Source organism: Paracoccus sp. J56, assembly GCF_019633685.1.
GTDB lineage: Bacteria > Pseudomonadota > Alphaproteobacteria > Rhodobacterales > Rhodobacteraceae > Paracoccus > Paracoccus kondratievae.
Map to the genome: position 1 here is coordinate 34,150 of NZ_JAFL01000019.1, position 16,296 is coordinate 50,445.

Annotated in this window: 14 protein-coding genes and 2 riboswitches; of the genes, 4 read left to right on the top strand and 10 right to left on the bottom strand. The window is 62.4% G+C overall.

The window, feature by feature from the left end; all coding sequences use genetic code 11:
• Positions 1–44: 44 nt before the first annotated feature.
• Together M511_RS13940 and glpK are read left to right on the top strand one after the other, a co-directional pair.
• Entirely contained in the window at positions 45–1,766 is a 1,722-nt protein-coding gene (locus M511_RS13940; RefSeq protein WP_029372080.1) for an ABC transporter substrate-binding protein, read from the top strand.
• A gap of 94 nt (positions 1,767–1,860) precedes the next feature.
• A complete protein-coding gene (gene glpK, locus M511_RS13945) occupies positions 1,861–3,351 on the top strand; it encodes a glycerol kinase GlpK (protein WP_085502505.1) in 1,491 nt (496 codons plus the stop codon).
• A gap of 7 nt (positions 3,352–3,358) precedes the next feature.
• On the opposite strand, the gene M511_RS13950 is transcribed toward glpK, so the two are convergent.
• The 4 genes from M511_RS13950 to M511_RS13965 are packed head-to-tail and all read right to left on the bottom strand — an operon-like array spanning position 3,359 to position 7,854.
• The gene (locus tag M511_RS13950) at positions 3,359–4,108 is read right to left on the bottom strand and encodes an ABC transporter ATP-binding protein (RefSeq protein ID WP_010396449.1); all 750 of its coding nucleotides are present in this window, start codon (positions 4,106–4,108) and stop codon (positions 3,359–3,361) included.
• 1 nt (position 4,109) lies between these two features.
• Positions 4,110–5,108, bottom strand: a complete 999-nt coding sequence (locus M511_RS13955) for a FecCD family ABC transporter permease (RefSeq protein ID WP_085502506.1) — start codon at positions 5,106–5,108, stop codon at positions 4,110–4,112.
• A complete protein-coding gene (locus tag M511_RS13960) occupies positions 5,105–5,941 on the bottom strand; it encodes an ABC transporter substrate-binding protein (RefSeq protein ID WP_085502507.1) in 837 nt (278 codons plus the stop codon). Before M511_RS13960 ends, M511_RS13955 begins: the two co-directional genes overlap by 4 nt.
• Entirely contained in the window at positions 5,935–7,854 is a 1,920-nt protein-coding gene (locus M511_RS13965; RefSeq protein ID WP_085502508.1) for a TonB-dependent receptor plug domain-containing protein, read from the bottom strand. Before M511_RS13965 ends, M511_RS13960 begins: the two co-directional genes overlap by 7 nt.
• Before the next feature lie 135 nt (positions 7,855–7,989).
• Positions 7,990–8,205, bottom strand: a riboswitch (cobalamin riboswitch).
• A gap of 157 nt (positions 8,206–8,362) precedes the next feature.
• Here M511_RS13965 and M511_RS13970 point away from each other — a divergent pair.
• Entirely contained in the window at positions 8,363–9,322 is a 960-nt protein-coding gene (locus tag M511_RS13970) for a bile acid:sodium symporter family protein (protein WP_085502520.1), read from the top strand.
• A gap of 8 nt (positions 9,323–9,330) precedes the next feature.
• On the opposite strand, the gene nrdF is transcribed toward M511_RS13970, so the two are convergent.
• The 4 genes from nrdF to nrdH form a co-directional block, all read right to left on the bottom strand.
• Complete coding sequence (gene nrdF, locus M511_RS13975) at positions 9,331–10,302, bottom strand: class 1b ribonucleoside-diphosphate reductase subunit beta (protein ID WP_010396440.1); 972 nt, start codon at positions 10,300–10,302, stop codon at positions 9,331–9,333.
• A gap of 61 nt (positions 10,303–10,363) precedes the next feature.
• Entirely contained in the window at positions 10,364–12,490 is a 2,127-nt protein-coding gene (nrdE, locus tag M511_RS13980; protein ID WP_029372073.1) for a class 1b ribonucleoside-diphosphate reductase subunit alpha, read from the bottom strand.
• Positions 12,472–12,888, bottom strand: a complete 417-nt coding sequence (gene nrdI / locus M511_RS13985) for a class Ib ribonucleoside-diphosphate reductase assembly flavoprotein NrdI (protein ID WP_085502509.1) — start codon at positions 12,886–12,888, stop codon at positions 12,472–12,474. The genes nrdE and nrdI overlap by 19 nt, the downstream gene beginning before the upstream one ends.
• 8 nt (positions 12,889–12,896) lie before the next feature.
• A complete protein-coding gene (gene nrdH / locus M511_RS13990) occupies positions 12,897–13,118 on the bottom strand; it encodes a glutaredoxin-like protein NrdH (RefSeq protein ID WP_010396433.1) in 222 nt (73 codons plus the stop codon).
• 92 nt (positions 13,119–13,210) lie between these two features.
• Positions 13,211–13,401, bottom strand: a riboswitch (cobalamin riboswitch).
• Between the two features lie 191 nt (positions 13,402–13,592).
• Between nrdH and M511_RS13995 the strand changes: the two genes are divergently transcribed.
• Complete coding sequence (locus tag M511_RS13995) at positions 13,593–14,354, top strand: SDR family oxidoreductase (RefSeq protein WP_010396431.1); 762 nt, start codon at positions 13,593–13,595, stop codon at positions 14,352–14,354.
• Here M511_RS13995 and M511_RS14000 read toward each other — a convergent pair.
• Entirely contained in the window at positions 14,351–15,178 is an 828-nt protein-coding gene (locus M511_RS14000; RefSeq protein WP_085502510.1) for a DUF6635 family protein, read from the bottom strand. The two genes, M511_RS13995 and M511_RS14000, sit on opposite strands and share 4 nt — an antisense overlap.
• A gap of 38 nt (positions 15,179–15,216) precedes the next feature.
• Complete coding sequence (locus M511_RS14005; protein ID WP_085502511.1) at positions 15,217–16,236, bottom strand: YeiH family protein; 1,020 nt, start codon at positions 16,234–16,236, stop codon at positions 15,217–15,219.
• Between the last annotated feature and the right edge of the window lie 60 nt (positions 16,237–16,296).

Below are 16,296 nucleotides of genomic sequence, written 5' to 3' on the forward strand. Positions count from 1 at the left end.
CGAGGCGCGATAGGTTCAACGTCTCATTCCATAGGGAGGAAAACATGAGACCGATGCAAAGAACCACGGCCATGGCGCTTGCGCTCATGGTTCTGGGGATGCCCGCATGGGCGGATATGGAGGCCGCGAAGAAATTCCTGGATTCCGAGATCAGCGATCTCTCTTCGCTTTCTCGCGAAGATCAGGAAAAAGAGATGCAATGGTTCATCGACGCCGCCAAACCTCTGGCGGGGATGGAGATCAAGGTCGTCTCGGAAACCATCGCCACCCATGAATATGAGGCCAAGGTTCTGGCCCCGGCCTTTACGGCCATCACCGGTATCAAGGTCACCCATGATCTGATCGGCGAAGGCGACGTCGTTGAAAAGCTGCAAACGCAGATGCAGACCGGCGAGAATATCTATGACGCCTATGTCAACGACAGTGACCTGATCGGCACCCATTGGCGCTATCAGCAGGCCCGCAGCCTGACCAAATGGATGGCTGAAGAGGGGAAGGACTTTACCAGTCCTACGCTTGACCTTGATGACTTCCTTGGCATCAAGTTTACCACCGCCCCGGACGGAGAGCTGTATCAGCTGCCCGATCAGCAGTTCGCCAACCTTTACTGGTTCCGCTACGACTGGTTCAACGATCAAAAAACCAAGGACGATTTCAAGGCCAGATACGGCTATGATCTGGGTGTCCCGGTGAACTGGTCGGCCTATGAAGACATTGCCGAATTCTTCACCGGTCGTGACATGTCCTATATCGAGGGCGGCCCCACCAAAGCCTGGGGCAACATGGACTACGGCAAGAAAGACCCCTCGCTTGGCTGGCGCTATACCGATGCCTGGATGTCGATGGCCGGTATGGGCGACAAGGGCGACCCGAACGGGCTGCCGGTAGACGAATGGGGTATCCGCGTTGACGAGAACTCGCGTCCCGTCGGTTCTTGCGTGGCGCGCGGCGGTGCAACCAACGACGCGGCGGCGGTCTATGCAGTGACCAAGGCCATCGACTGGCTGAACAAATATACCCCGCCCGAGGCGATGGGCATGACTTTTGGCGAGGCAGGCCCGGTCCCGGCGCGCGGCGATATCGCCCAGCAGATGTTCTGGTACACGGCCTTTACCGCCGATATGGTCAAGCCCGGCACCCCGGTCGTGAACGAGGACGGGACGCCGAAATGGCGCATGGCCCCCAGCCCGCATGGCGCCTATTGGTCCGAAGGGACCAAGATCGGCTATCAGGATGTGGGTTCATGGACGCTGATGAAATCGACCCCGGTGGATCGTGCGCAGGCCGCATGGCTTTACGCGCAATTCGTGACCTCCAAGACTGTCGATGTGAAAAAATCCCATGTCGGGCTGACCTTCATTCGTGAATCGACGGTGCAGGACAAGTCCTTTACCGAGCGGGCGCCGAAACTTGGCGGTCTGGTCGAATTCTATCGCTCACCTGCCCGGGTGCAGTGGTCACCGACCGGCACGAACATTCCCGATTATCCCAAGCTTGCCCAGCTGTGGTGGCAGAACATCGGCGATGCGCTGTCGGGTGCCAAGACCCCGCAAGAGGCGCTTGATGCGCTGTGCGCCGAGCAAGAAAAAGTGCTGGCCCGGCTTGAGCGTTCGGGCGTGCAGGGCGATCTGGGTCCGAAACTGAATGAGGAAAAAGACCCGCAGGAATGGCTGGACGCCGAAGGCGCCCCCGTTGGCCCGATCGAGAACGAAAAGCCGCAGGGCGAGACGATCTCGTATGACGAACTGATCAAGTCCTGGCAGTAATGCCAATTGCCGGGGGGCGGGGCAGGGCCTTGCCCCCCGGTCTTCGATCCCGCCATGGTCGGGAAATCTGATAACCGAGGCACCGGATTAGGCCATGTCGCATATTCTTTCGATTGACCAGGGCACGACTTCGTCGCGCGCTATCGTTTTTGGGCCCGGCTTGCGGGCGATTGCCAGCGCGCAGCGCGAATTTACCCAGCACTACCCCTCGTCCGGGTGGGTCGAACATGACGCGTCGGATCTGTGGGTGACCGTTGCTGGGGTGGCGCGCGAGGCAGTCGAAAAGGCCGGGCTGCATGCCAGCGACATTGCCGCCATCGGCATCACCAATCAGCGTGAGACGACGGTTTTGTGGGACCGCAGGACCGGCCAGCCCCTGCATCGCGCCATCGTCTGGCAGGATCGCCGCACGGCCGGGATGTGCGAGGCGCTAAAGGCGCAGGGCCATGAAAAGATGATCTCTGCCCGCACCGGTCTGCTGCTTGACCCCTATTTCTCGGGCACCAAGCTGAAATGGCTGCTCGACACGATCGACGGCGCGCGTGAGCGTGCGCGGCGGGGCGAGCTGTGTTTTGGCACTGTCGACAGCTGGCTGATCTGGAACCTGACCGGGGGTAGGGTTCATGCAACCGACGCGACCAACGCGGCCCGGACCCTGCTTTACAACATCGCCGAGAACCGCTGGGATGATGAGATCTGCGCGCTTCTCGACATCCCGATGCAGGTTTTGCCCGAGGTGCGTGACTGTGCCGACGATTACGGCGTGACCCGTGCGGATCTGTTCGGTCGCGAAATCCCGATCCTTGGCGTTGCGGGTGACCAGCAGGCCGCGACTGTTGGTCAGGCGTGTTTCGCACCGGGAATGATGAAATCGACCTATGGCACGGGTTGCTTTGCGCTGCTGAACACCGGGGCCGAATGTGTTGTCTCGCAAAACCGGCTGCTGACCACCATCGCCTATCGGCTGAAGGGGCAGACAAGCTATGCGCTGGAGGGCTCGATCTTTATCGCCGGTGCAGTGGTGCAATGGCTGCGCGACGGGCTGGGGATCATTCGCCATGCCTCGGAAACCCAAGGGCTGGCTGAAAAGGCAGACCGGGGACAGGAACTGGTTTTGGTCCCGGCCTTTACCGGGCTTGGCGCACCCTATTGGCGGCCTGACTGCCGTGGCGCCATCTATGGGCTGACGCGCAACTCGGGTCCAGCTGAACTGGTACGGGCGGCACTGGAAAGCGTCGGCTTCCAGACCCGCGATTTGTGGGAGGCGATGCGGGCCGACTGGCCTGGCGCGGCCCAGGGCGTGCTGCGCGTCGATGGCGGCATGGCGGTCAGTGACTGGACCATGCAGTTTCTGGCCGATCTTCTGGGCGCGCCGGTTGATCGTCCGGTGGTGACCGAGACGACGGCCCTTGGTGCGGGCTATCTTGCCGGGCTTCAGGCGGGGCTGTGCCCCGAACCTGACGAGTTCGCCCGCGATTGGGCGCTTGATCGCCGCTTTGATCCCGACATGGCTGAGGATGAGCGTGAAGGGCGTTACCGGCGCTGGAAAAAGGCCGTCGAGGCCACGATGAGCCTTGCCGGCTGACGCCTGCTCAGTCGCGCGGAATGGTGTCGAGGGGCTGGAACAGCAGTCCCTCGGGCCCATGGGTCAGATGCGCGGTGATGCCAAAAATACGGGCAAGGTTTTCGGCAGTCAGCACCGTCTCGGGTGGTCCGTCTGCGGCGATACGGCCCTGACCCAGCAGGATGAGCCGGGTGCAATGCCGCGCCGCAAGCCCCAGATCGTGAAGCGAGGCCAGCACGCCCCGTCCCTGATCGGCAAGGTGACGAAATAGCCTCATCACCTCGATTTGTGCGGCGGGGTCCAACCCGGCAATGGGTTCGTCCGCGATCAGCAATGGCGTCTCCTGTGCCAGCGCACGGGCGATCAGGGTCCGGGCCTGCTCACCCCCCGACAGTTCAGTCGCCCGGCGGTGGCGCAAGGGTTCCAGATGCAGCGCCGCGATGGCGCGTTCGATGGCGGCCCGGTCGTCTAATCCCGCAGCACGGGGATGGGCGATGCGGCCAAGCGCGACCAGCGCCTCGACCGGCATCGGCCACGCGATCTGTCGTCCCTGAGGCATATAGGCGGCAGCGCGGGCGCGTTCATGAACCGGCAGCGCTGCGAGTGAGGAATGCCCTTGCACAGGTATCAGCCCCAGCGCTGCACGCAAAAGCGTGGTCTTGCCCACGCCATTCGGACCAAGCAGGCCGACGAACTCGCCAGCGCCAATGCGCAGGTCTATCCCGTCCAGTACCACCCGTCCGGCGCGGCGAAAGGAAAGGGCGCGCAGTTCCAGCATGTCACAACCCCTCGCGCCGGGTTTTCAGGATCAGGTGCAGAAAGAATGGCGCTCCGACCAGCGCTGTCAGCACCCCAAGCTTAAGGTCACGACCGGGTGCGATCACCCGCACCGCGATATCGGCGGCAAGCACGACCGCCGCGCCGCCAAGGGCCGATGCGGGGACCAGCCGCGCCGGGCTTGCATCAACTGCGCGGCGCAGCACATGCGGCACCACCAGCCCGACAAAGCCGACAGAGCCGGCGACGGCGGTTGCGCCCCCGATCAGCGCGGCGATGCCGGCGATCAGCATCAGCCGCAACCGGCCCATATGTACCCCTACCGAGGCGGCCGCGTCCTCGCCCAGCGTCAACGCCTCAAGCGCGCGCCGTGTGGGCCACAGGGCCGCAAACCCCAGCGCCATCAGCGGTGCCGCGATCCAGACATGCAGCATTGAGCGATCAGCGAGCGAGCCGAGCATCCAGAACACGATCTCATTGGCGGCAAAGGGATTGGGCGACAGGTTCAGCACCAGCGAGGTGCAGGCCCCGGCCAAAGCCGAAATGGCGATACCGGCAAGGATCAGTGCCAGCGCCCCGCCACGCGGCCCGGCCAGCATCAGGACCAGCACCACCGACAAGGCAGCCCCGGCCAATGCCGCAACGGGCAGGGCCAGCGCCCATGCCGCCGACAGCCCGGTGTGGATCGCCAGCACCGCGCCAAGAGAGGCAGAGGCGCTGGTGCCGATCAGCCCCGGCTCGGCCAGAGGGTTGCGCAGGAAACCCTGCATCACCGCCCCCGACATGCCAAGCGCGGCGCCGACAAACAGTCCCAGAATGGCCCGGGGCAGGCGCAATTCGCGCATGATCAGCACCAGCATTTCATCGCCCCGGCCAAATAGCGCGGCAAGGCTTTGGCCAGTGCCCATTGCGGCCGGTCCGGTCAGCAGCGAGGCCAGAAACAGCACTGCGACCAGCGCAACCAGACCCGCGATGGTCAGCGAATAGCGGCTTTGAGTCATGGCCCCTCCTGCAAGGCGAGGCGTGCCTCGCGCATCTGGGCGACGGCGCGCAGGATATAGGGCGTCCCGCAGACCCAGTCGGGGTCTGACATGACCACCGTCGACTTGTCCTGACCAAGCGCCTTCAGCGCGGGATGCTCAAGCAGCTCTTGCCCACGGGCGGCCCCGGGATAACGCCGCCCCTCGACCAGCAGGTCGGGGTCCGCGATCAGTAGCCGCTCAAGCGCCAGTATCCCGCCCGCAGGCAGACCGAGTTCATCAGCAATATTGTCAAAACCGGCCAGCGCGATGATCTGCCCGGCAAGGCTGTTGTGGCCCGAACTGTAGCCGTTCACCGCATATAGCGCCGCGCGTGGGCGCGGGCCGGGGGCGGGATCGGACAGTAACGCCAGATCCGCGTCGAAACGCGCGATCAGGCGCTGTGCCTCGGCATCGCGGCCCAGCACCTTGCCCATGCGCAGGATATTGGCGCGGATGCCGGCAAGGTCGTTTTCAACCGGAAAGACCTCGACCGGGATGTTAAGGCGCTGCAACAGCCGGATCGTCTCGGGCGAGGACCAGGCCCCGGCCACCACCAGATCGGGCTGCATGAGATAGATTTCCTCGGTCAGACCGTGATTGGCGGGCAGAGGGGCTGCCTCTTTCGCCATGGCCGACGAGCTGGGGTCCGCTGCTAGGGCCGAGACCGAGACGAGCTGCCCTGGCGCAGCCAGCATCAGCGCCAGCTGGTCGGTGCAAAGATTCATCGACAGGACCCGACGCGGTGGCTGTGCCGCCGCGTGCTGGGCCAGGCCGACGATCAGGCCAAGGATCAGCCCCAGCCGTACTACCATTGCGCCGTCAGCCCCACATAGGCCGTGCGGCCCTGACCGTAATATCCCCAAGCCTCGGAGTAATCTTCGTCAAAGAGATTCACCACCCGTCCGGTCAGGCGCAGATTGTCGGTCAGATCATATTGCGCAGCAAGGTTCACGGTCACAAAGTCGGGCAGCTTGGTCGTGGCGGGAATTGCGGGCCATACGGTGTTGAACCATTCCTGCCCATAATTGTCCGCAACATAGCGCAGATCGGCGGTAACCGAGCCTCGACCCTGTGCAAAATCGGCCGTGGCGCGCAGACCCAGCTGATGGCGCGGCTGACGGGGAACCGGCTTTCCGTCCTCGGTCCGGGCGTCCATATAGGTATAGGTTGCGCCCAGACGCAGCCAGTCGGTCGCATCATAGTCGAGCTCAAGCTCGAATCCCTTGCGGGTGCTGGTGCCAGAGATGTTTTGTGAGGTGGTGCCAGCGCCGGTGATCATATCCTCGACCTTGCTGGTAAAAAGTGTCGCGCCCAGATTTGCCCGCCCCTCGGCAAAGGTCCAGTCCACGCCCAGTTCATAGCTGTGGCTGGTCTCGGGGCGTAGGTCCGGATTGCCCCGATAGGTGCCTGAGGTATAGCCATAAAGTTCAAACATGGTCGGGTTGACGGTTGCCTTGCCCGCTGCTGCGCGCAGCCTCAAGTCGCGGTCGGGCAGGGCCCAGGCGCTGGCGATGCTCCAGGTGGTGGCATCGCGGAAAACGTCGTTGAAGCTGCGGCGTAGCCCGGCTTGAATGCCAAGGCCGTTGTCGAACTGGCCCTGATATTCCAGCGCCACCGATTTGCTGTCGCGCTCGTAACGGTTCGCCCCGTAAGCGTTCGAAGTTTCGTAAGTCTCGCGCTTTGCTTGCAGCGCCACGCTTAGTTTTTGCTGAGCATCGCGGACATGGCCGCCGTCCAGTGCCCAACTGCCGGTATATTTGATATCCCGCAGCCGCGAGGCATCGTCGTAATCCGGGACACCTGCGTTGAAATGATCTGCCGTCTGGTTCGAGCCGGACAGAACGAAGCGGTGCAAAAACCGCCCCTCCAGCGCCGCTGCCTCTAACCAGAGCGAACCATAGGTTTCGTTGCGTTTGGCGGTAAAGGGCGTATCAATCACATAATCATCGGGAGAGTCTACGGCGGTCCAGCTCGTCCCGTCATAGCCATATTCCTGCCAGCGGCGGCGCAGGGTAAAGCCCGCGCTTATCCCATCGGTCAATTCGTACGAGCCGGTCAGGCCCAGTGTGTCGTGGTCGTTGAAGTCGGTATCCCCGCCCGGGGTGCGGGATGTATCCTCGCCATCGCTGCGCCGTGACACGGCCGACAGGCTGATGCCGCCGCGCTCACCCCGCGCCTGCACATAGGCACTGGCCGTGCGGGTTCCGAGCCCGCCGACCTCGACCGTTCCGCCATAATGAAGGCCGGGGGTGCGGGCCTGGCGGGTGGTGATCGAGATCACGCCCGATGCGGCATTGGCGCCGTGGATGGTCGATTGTGGCCCGCGCAGCACCTCGATGCGCTCGATATCCTCGGCAAGCATTCCGCTGAAGGTATAGTCCCCGCTACCGGGAGAGTTGGCCTCGACCCCGTCGATCAGCACCAAGACATGGTTGGTCTCACCGCCGCGAATACGGATACTGGTCAGCGACTCTCCGGTCGAGGTGACAGACAGGCCGGGGACGGTGCGCAGCGCGTCCTGAACCGTGGTGACGCGGCGCTGTTGCAGATCTTCGGCGGTCAGGACGGTATAGGCGCGGCCATAGGCGCTTTCGACGACCGGAGAGAGGCCGCCCGACAATATGACCTGATCAAGGATCACGGTTTCGGGGACCTCCTCGGCGCTCACGATCACAGGCAGCAGCGCGGCGGTAATGGCGATAAGGGAAACGGTGGTTCTGAACATTCCGACCTGGCCTTTCCAGTGCGGGTCACTGACCCGCGAATTGCAGAATATCCCGTAAAGGCTCTGGGCTGAGCCTGCGGGATGGTGAATGTCACCTCTGCGGGATGGCCGCTTTCCTGGCGCACCCCGCGCCGGAAATGGGTGATCGCTGCGGCAGGTCTCCTGGCTTGCGGATCATTGCTCGGGCCGGCCTTCCCGGGTTTTATCCCAGTGGCATCATCGACCATCGCTCTCCGCATACAGTTGCGGGGGCAGCCCCGGACTTGCCCCGGTCCTTCGCGGACCATAAGGCGTACCGGCGTTCCCTTTTCATCCGGCTGAAGCGCCGGAACCGTAGCGGCTTTGCATTGCCGCACAGCAGCATCAGCTGTCAAGCGTCATCGCGGCAACAGCCCCTGGCGGTATGCTGCCCCTGCGTTCAGGGCGCAACGGCATGATCCGTGATCCCCGCCTTGTGCCCGCCGCCGATCTGTATGAGACAGGGGGCATCCGCGTCAGGAGGTCAGGGATGAACGCATTGAAACGGATCGGCATCGACACCTACATGCTGCTCTTGCTTGGCATGGTGTTGCTGGGCTTGTTCCTGCCTGCGCGCGGCATGGCGGCGGATCTGCTGTCAGGGGCGACCTTCTGGGCTGTAACGCTGCTCTTCTTTCTGTACGGAGCGCGGTTGGATCCGGCATCGGTCAAGGCAGGGCTGCTGAACCTGCGCCTGCAGGGACTGACCTTTGCCGCGACCTATGTGCTGTTTCCGTTGCTCGGGCTCGGGCTGGCGGCACTGTTTGGCCAGGTGCTGGGGCCTGAACTGACCATGGGCCTGATGTTTCTTGCCGTGCTGCCCTCGACGGTACAAAGCTCGATCGCCTTCACCTCGATTGCCTATGGCAATGTGCCGGCGGCGATCTGCGCGGCTTCTCTGTCGAACCTTGTAGGCGTGGTGCTGACCCCGCTGCTCGTCACCCATCTTCTGCATCAGGAAGGCGGAGGCGCAAGCCTCGACGCGATCCAGAAAGTCGCGGTCCAGATCCTGCTGCCTTTTGCCGTCGGGCAACTTACCCGCCGCTGGATCGGAGGTTTTGTTCGGCGTCACCGGTTACTGACCATGGTGGTCGACCGGGGCTCGATCCTGCTGATCGTCTATTCAGCCTTTGGCGCAGGAACGGTCGCGGGGATCTGGTCGGCGATCCCTGCTCCGGGGCTGATCCTGTGTTTTCTGGTCACGGCGCTGCTTTTGGCGCTGGCCATGGGGATCATGGCGGGTGCGGGACGGTTCTTCCGCCTACCACCCCAAGATCAGGCCGTGCTGTTCTTTTGTGGTTCGACCAAAAGCCTGGCAAGCGGGTTGCCCATCGCCACGGCAATCTTTCCGGCAGCAGCGGTGGGGGCTACCGTGCTGCCGGTGATGATCTATCACATGACGCAACTGCTCGTCTGCTCGGCCATCGCGCAAAGACGGGCGCGCGGATAGGGCCGGGATCAGAAATCCCAGTCCTCATCCTCAGTGGCGACAGCCTTGCCGATCACATAGCTTGACCCCGATCCGCTAAAGAAATCATGGTTTTCGCTATCGGGCGACAGGGCGGCAAGGATCGCCGGGTTCACCTCACAGGCCTGGGGCGGGAACAGAGCCTCATAGCCAAGGTTTTGTAACGCCTTGTTGGCATTGTAATGCAGGAAGGCTTTGACATCCTCGGTCAGACCGATGCCGTCATAAAGCTCGGCGGTATATTTCGCCTCGATGTCATACAGGTCGAACATCAGCGAAAAGGCGAAATCCTTAAGCGCGGCGCGCTCACCCTCGTCCAGCCGTTCAAGACCGCGCTGATATTTGTAACCGATGTAATAGCCATGCACGGCCTCGTCGCGGATGATCAGCCGGATCAGGTCGGCGGTATTGGTCAGCTTGGCGCGGCTTGACCAATACATCGGCAGGTAAAAGCCGGAATAGAACAGAAAGCTCTCCAGAAAGACACTGGCGATCTTGCGCTTCAGTGGCGAGGAACCGGCCTGGTACTCATCGACCACCAGCCGCGCCTTTTGCTGCAGATGCGGGTTTTCCTCAGCCCAGCGAAAGGCTGCATCCACCTCTGGCGTCAGGCAGAGCGTCGAAAAGATCGAAGAATAGCTGCGCGCGTGTACCGCCTCCATGAAAGAGATATTCGACAGCACCGCCTCTTCATGGGGGGTCAGGGCGTCGGGCATCATCGCCGGCGCGCCGACCGAGTTCTGGATCGTGTCCAGAAGCGTCAGCCCGGTAAAGACGCGAATGGTCAGTTCGCGCTCTTCGGGCCGCAGCGTTGCCCAGCTTTGCACGTCGTTTGACAGCGGCACTTTTTCAGGCAGCCAGAAATTCACCGTAAGACGGTTCCAGACCTCCAGATCCTTCTCGTCCTCCAGCCGGTTCCAGTTGATCGCCCGCAAAGGCAGGCGCGGCGCTTGGTCCTTCATCCGAAGAGCCTTTCTTTCGTGTACAAATATCCTCGGGGGTGCGGGGGCAGACAGCCCCCGCTCAGAGCGTGCAAGAAACACAGCCCTGCACTTCGGTACCTTCCAATGCGGTCTGACGCAGGCGGATATAGTAGATCGTCTTGATCCCTTTTTTCCACGCGTAGATCTGGGCGCGGTTGATATCGCGCGTCGTCGCCTCGGCAGGAAAGAACAAAGTCAGGGACAGGCCCTGGTCGACATGTTCAGTCGCCGCCGCATAGGTGTCTATGATCGCTTCGGGCCCGATTTCATAGGCATCGCGGTAATAGTCCAGATTTTCGTTCGTCATGTAGGGCGCGGGGTAATAGACCCGGCCGATCTTGCCTTCCTTGCGGATCTCGATCTTGGCGACGATGGGGTGGATCGAACTCGTCGAGTTGTTGATATAGCTGATCGAGCCCGTCGGCGGTACCGCCTGCAGGTTGCGATTGTAAAGGCCGTGGGCCATCACATCGTCTTTCAGCCTGGCCCAGTCCTCGCGCCGCGGCAGGGGGATGTTCTGGAACAGGCGTTCGACCTCGGGCGTCGTCGGCAGCCAGTCGCGGCTCAGGTATTTGTCAAAGAACGAGCCGTCGGCATATTTTGATTTCTCGAATCCGGCAAAGCTGCGACCCTTTTCCTGCGCCAGCAGGTTCGACGCACGGATCGCGTGATAGGCGATGGCGGCAAAATAGACACTGGTGAACTCGACCCCTTCCGGGCTGCCATAATGGATGTGTTCGCGTGCGAGATAGCCGTGCAGGTTCATCTGGCCAAGGCCGACGGCATGGGCTTCGTCATTGCCGCGCCGGATCGAGGGCACGGCATTGATCGCCGACATCTCTGACACTGCGGTCAGGGCCCTGATCGCTGCCTCGACGGTTGCGCCGAAATCCGGCCCGTCCATGGTCGCCGCGATATTGAGCGAGCCGAGGTTGCAGGAAATATCCGTGCCCAGATGACTGTAGCTAAGGTCCTCATTATATTCCGAGGCCTCATTAACCTGCAAAATCTCGCTGCACAGGTTCGACATGCTGATGCGGCCCGCGACGGGGTTGGCGCGGTTCACCGTGTCTTCGAACATGATGTAGGGATAGCCGCTTTCGAACTGAATCTCGGCCAGGGTCTGAAAAAAGGCCCGGGCGTTGATCTTTTTCTTGCGGATGCGTTTGTCGTCCACCATCTCGGCATATTTCTCGGACACCGGGATTTCCGAGAAGGGCACGCCATAGACCCGCTCAACGTCATGGGGCGAAAACAGGTACATGTCCTGATTACGCTTGGCGAGCTCAAAGGTCACATCTGGGATAACGACGCCAAGGCTCAGCGTCTTGATGCGGATCTTTTCGTCTGCGTTCTCGCGCTTGGTGTCCAGAAAGCGCATGATATCGGGGTGATGGGCGTGCAGATAGACCGCACCTGCACCCTGACGCGCGCCCAGCTGATTGGCATAGCTGAAGCTGTCCTCAAGCAGCTTCATCACCGGCACGACGCCAGAGGACTGGTTTTCGATCCCCTTGATCGGAGCACCCGACTCGCGCAGGTTCGTCAGCATCAGTGCGACCCCGCCGCCGCGCTTGCTGAGCTGCAGCGCCGAATTGATCGAGCGGCCGATCGATTCCATGTTGTCCTCGACCCGCAGGAGGAAGCACGAGATCAGCTCGCCCCGCGATTTTTTTCCGGCGTTAAGGAATGTCGGCGTTGCAGGCTGGAACCGGCCTGAAAGGATTTCCTCCATAAAGCGCATCGCCAGCACCTCATCGCCGCGCGCCAGTGCCAGCGCGACCATGACCACCCGGTCCTCGTAACGTTCCAGATAGCGCTGGCCGTCGCGGGTCTTCAGCGTGTAGCTGGTGTAGTATTTGAAGGCGCCAAGAAAGGTCGGAAAGCGGAATTTGCGGCGGAACGCGGCTTCCCAGATCCGGTGCAGGAACTCGCGCGGATACTGGTCAAGGACCTCGGCCTCGTAATAGCCCTCATCGACCAGATAGCCCAGCTTTTCGTCCAGAGAGTGAAAGAAGACGGTGTTCTGATTGACGTGCTGCAGGAAATACTGCCGCGCGGCCTTGCGGTCTGCGTCAAAGCGGATCTTTCCCTCGTCGTCATAGAGGTTCAGCATCGCGTTCAGCGCGTGATAGTCCAGTTCGGCCTTTACGCCATTGTCAAGCATTCCGTCCCCCAGAATTTCTTTAACCCCGCCCGGACGCGGGAAATGTCGATTTCGGTGCCGGCCAGTTCGAAACGGTAAAGAACCGGCACCTTGCATTTGTCAGAGATCACCCGGCCAACCAGCGCATATGTCGCGCCGAAGTTGCGGTTGCCCGCAGCGATGACACCGCGCAACAGCGCCCGGCGGCCGGGATCGTTGAGAAAGCGGATGACCTGTTTGGGTACCGCGCCGCGCCCCTCGCCATCGGCATAGGTCGGGCAGATCAGCACATAGGGGCGGGCAGGGGCCGGTATCTCGTCCTTGGGCGAAATCGGAATGCGCCCGGCAATCAGCCCAAGCTGGTCCACGAAACGCGCCGTGTTCCCCGAGCCTGATGAGAAATAGATCAGCCCGCCCATCGTGCTGGTCAGGACAGGCGGCCGATCATGTCCGGGCGGAATCCGGCCCAATGCGCATCACCAGCAATGACCACCGGGGCCTGACGATAGCCAAGAGAGGTCACAAGCTCCATTGCCGCCTCGTCCTCGGTCAGGTCGACCAGCTGATAGGCCAGGCCACGCGCGTCAAGCGCCCGGGTGGTGGCGGTGCATTGAACGCAGGCGGGTTTGGAATAAACGGTGATGGTCATGCCTCGGCTCCTTCAGTGTTGTCGGCAACAAGGGGCCGGGCCGATGGCGATGCCATCCGGTCCTGATCCAGCCCCGTGCCCGCCGCACGGTTACGTCATCTCGTGTCATGGCAGGTCTTCTGACTTGCGGGTCCCGGCTTGGCTGACCTTCCCGAAGCCAGGGCCTCAGTGGTGTTCCAGCGTCGCTCGCCGCTTACAGCTGCGGGGGCAGTGCCGGATTTTCACCGGCTTCCCTCTTCTTCGTCCGGCCGGGGCCGGATTCACCATGACCCCATCAGTAAGCCATGAGAGTTTCGGGCCGTCAACTAGATATAGTGCAGGTTCCTAAGCTATCCACAGAGATGTAGTGTCCCTGTGGGTAATTGCCCGCATTCAGGATGTTAACGAAACCATTCTGTTCAAAAGCAAGAAACCGGGTTTTCCGGTGCCTGTCCTGGCCCATACCGACCCTGCAACAAGCATGGGAGAGGCAGAATGCTGCTCAAGGACAAGACTATTATTATCACCGGAGCCTCTAGTGGAATCGGCGCCGCCGCAGCGCAGATATTCGCGGCCGAGGGCGCGCGGCTGGTGATCTCGGCCCGGCGCGAAGACCGGCTTACCGATCTTGCTGCCCGAATCGATCAAGGTGCGGGTCGCATCGCGGTACTGGCGGGCGATGTTACGGCGCCGGGCCATGCCGAGGCGCTGGTCACGCTGGCGCAGGACCGGTTTGGCGGGCTTGATGGGGCTTTCAACAATGCCGGTCAGACCGGCTCGGGCGCCCGGGTGCATGAGATTGCTGATGCGGAATGGCAGCAACTGATTGCCACCAACCTGACTGCTGCATTTATGGCCGCGCGGGCGCAGGTCCCGGCGCTGCTGGCGCGGGGCGGGGGTGCGCTGGTGTTTACCGGCAGTTTCATCGGCCATACTGCGGTACTGCCGGGCATGGGCAGCTATGCTGCGGCCAAGGCCGGGTTGATCGGATTGGTGCAGGCGCTGGCGGTGGATTATGGCCCGCAACGCATCCGCGCCAATGCCCTGCTGCCCGGTGGCACGCTGACCGAGATGGCAGGAGATGCCGCGACCAACCCCGAAACCGGAGGTTTCATCTCGGGCCTGCATGCCCTGAAGCGTATGGCTGAGCCCGCAGAGATCGCACGGGCGGCGCTGTTTCTGCTGTCTGACCATGCAAGCTTTATCACCGGCTCTGCAATGCTGGCCGATGGTGGCAATTCAATCTGTAAGGTCTAGCCCTTGAGGCTGCGCCACAGGCTCAGCGCCAGATCGGACAGATCGCCTAGCCGGGCAAGCACATGCTCACGCTCAAGCGCCGGGGCGTTCTCGGCGCGGTCGAGCCGTCTTAGCAAGCGCATCACCCGGCGCCTGTGGATGCCGGTCCACAACTGAACAGGATCGGCGATCAACCCGGCAAAGGTGGTTATGACCGAGGCCAGCATGGCCAGACCGATTCCGGTCAGTACCAGCTTTGCCGTCGACAGCTCGGCCGGAAAGGCCCAGTACCACATGCGGCCGGCCCAGGTTCCCAGTGCGAAATCCCGCACTGCCTGTGCCTGCGCCTGGAGATGCGCGATCGGCCCGGCAAGCGAGATGACCCCCGGTGTCGGGCGATGAAAAAGCACCAGCCCCGCAACCAGAACGATGAGTGATGTTGATATCTCAGCGACGGCGTTGCGGGTCTCGGCATAATCGGCCACTGCGCGGGCGATGCTTTCGGGCGGGGCCTTGGGGGCCAGATCCTTATCTGCAAGGTCGTCGATGAAATACGCAAGATCGGCCCGGATCTGCCGGGCAACATCGGATTTCAGGAATATCTGCCGCCCGGCCAGCCAGTCTGCTGCCCGCAACAGCCTTAACCGCCGCAGGATTGGTGCACCCAGCCGCACCAGCAGGAACAGTGGCGATAGCATGACGTTCACCGGCGCGCGCAACAGGTCCAGTCCAAGCGCATGGCGATGCAGCGCCAAGGTGCCGCGCAAGCCGTAGCGGTCGCGGACAAAACGGCGAACCTCTGTTTCGCGCCGGGTCATCGGGCGGGTGTCGGCGGGCTGCAACATGGCCCATATCTAGGGGCGGGCGCTGCTGCGCTCAATCCTCATGTCAGCGCAACCAACCCCAGCCCGAGCGCCGAGATGAACAGCCAGGCCACTGCGCCCAGCAACAGGGGTCGTATGCCTTTGGCGCGCAGCTTGCGCAGATCAGTCTCCAGCCCCATCGCGGCAAGTGCCATGGTCAGCAGAAAGGCGGTCAGGCCTGCGACTTCGGCATGCAGCGCCTCGGGAAGGGGCAGGGCGCTGTTCAGCACCACCACAGCTATAAATCCTAATACGAACCACGGCGTCGGGGCTTTGCCCGTGCCCTTGGCTCCCCGCCGACGGGCAAGCGCACCCAGCGTCAGGATCAGGGGGGCGAGCATGATGACGCGGCTAAGCTTGGCGACTGTGGCGGCCTGCCCGGCCTCGGCCCCGTGCTGGAAACCTGCGCCGACGACTTGTGCTACCTCATGGATGGTCGCCCCGACCCAGATGCCGTACGAGGTCGGCCCCATCGCCATCATCCCGCCAAGGATCGGCATCGCCAGCATCGACAGCGAGCCAAAAACCGTCACGCAGGCGATGGCATAGGCGACGTCCTCGTCCGTCCCACGCGTCACCGTATTGGTGGCGATTACCGCAGATGCACCGCAGACCGAGGTGCCGGCGGCGATCAGTTCGGCCAGCCGTGCGTCGACCCCCAACATGCGGCCCACCCAGCGGGTAAACACGAAAGTCGCGGCCAGCGTCACGGCAATCACGGTAAGACCTGGCAGGCCGACAGCGCGCAGCTGCTCAAGCGTCAGTTGAAAGCCCAGCAGGACGATAGCCAGACGCAGGATACGGCGCAGCGAAAAACCGATCCCGGCGCGGGCAGCCTCGGGGGTGCCGGTCAGGTTCCCAATCGCCATTCCCAGCACCATCGCCACCACCAGAGGGCTAAGCGCCGCGATGCCCGACAGCTGCTGCACCGCTGTTGCGGCGACCGCGATCGCAAAGGTCAGTCCCAGCCCCGGCAAGACAGGGAATAGCCAGCCAGCAGCGGTGATCTGGTTTTGCGAACGCTGATCTGTCGAGGACATGTTCGTACCTTTCTATCTTCAAGGCGGAACATGGTCCCTGACTGCTGTTCAATCTATCGC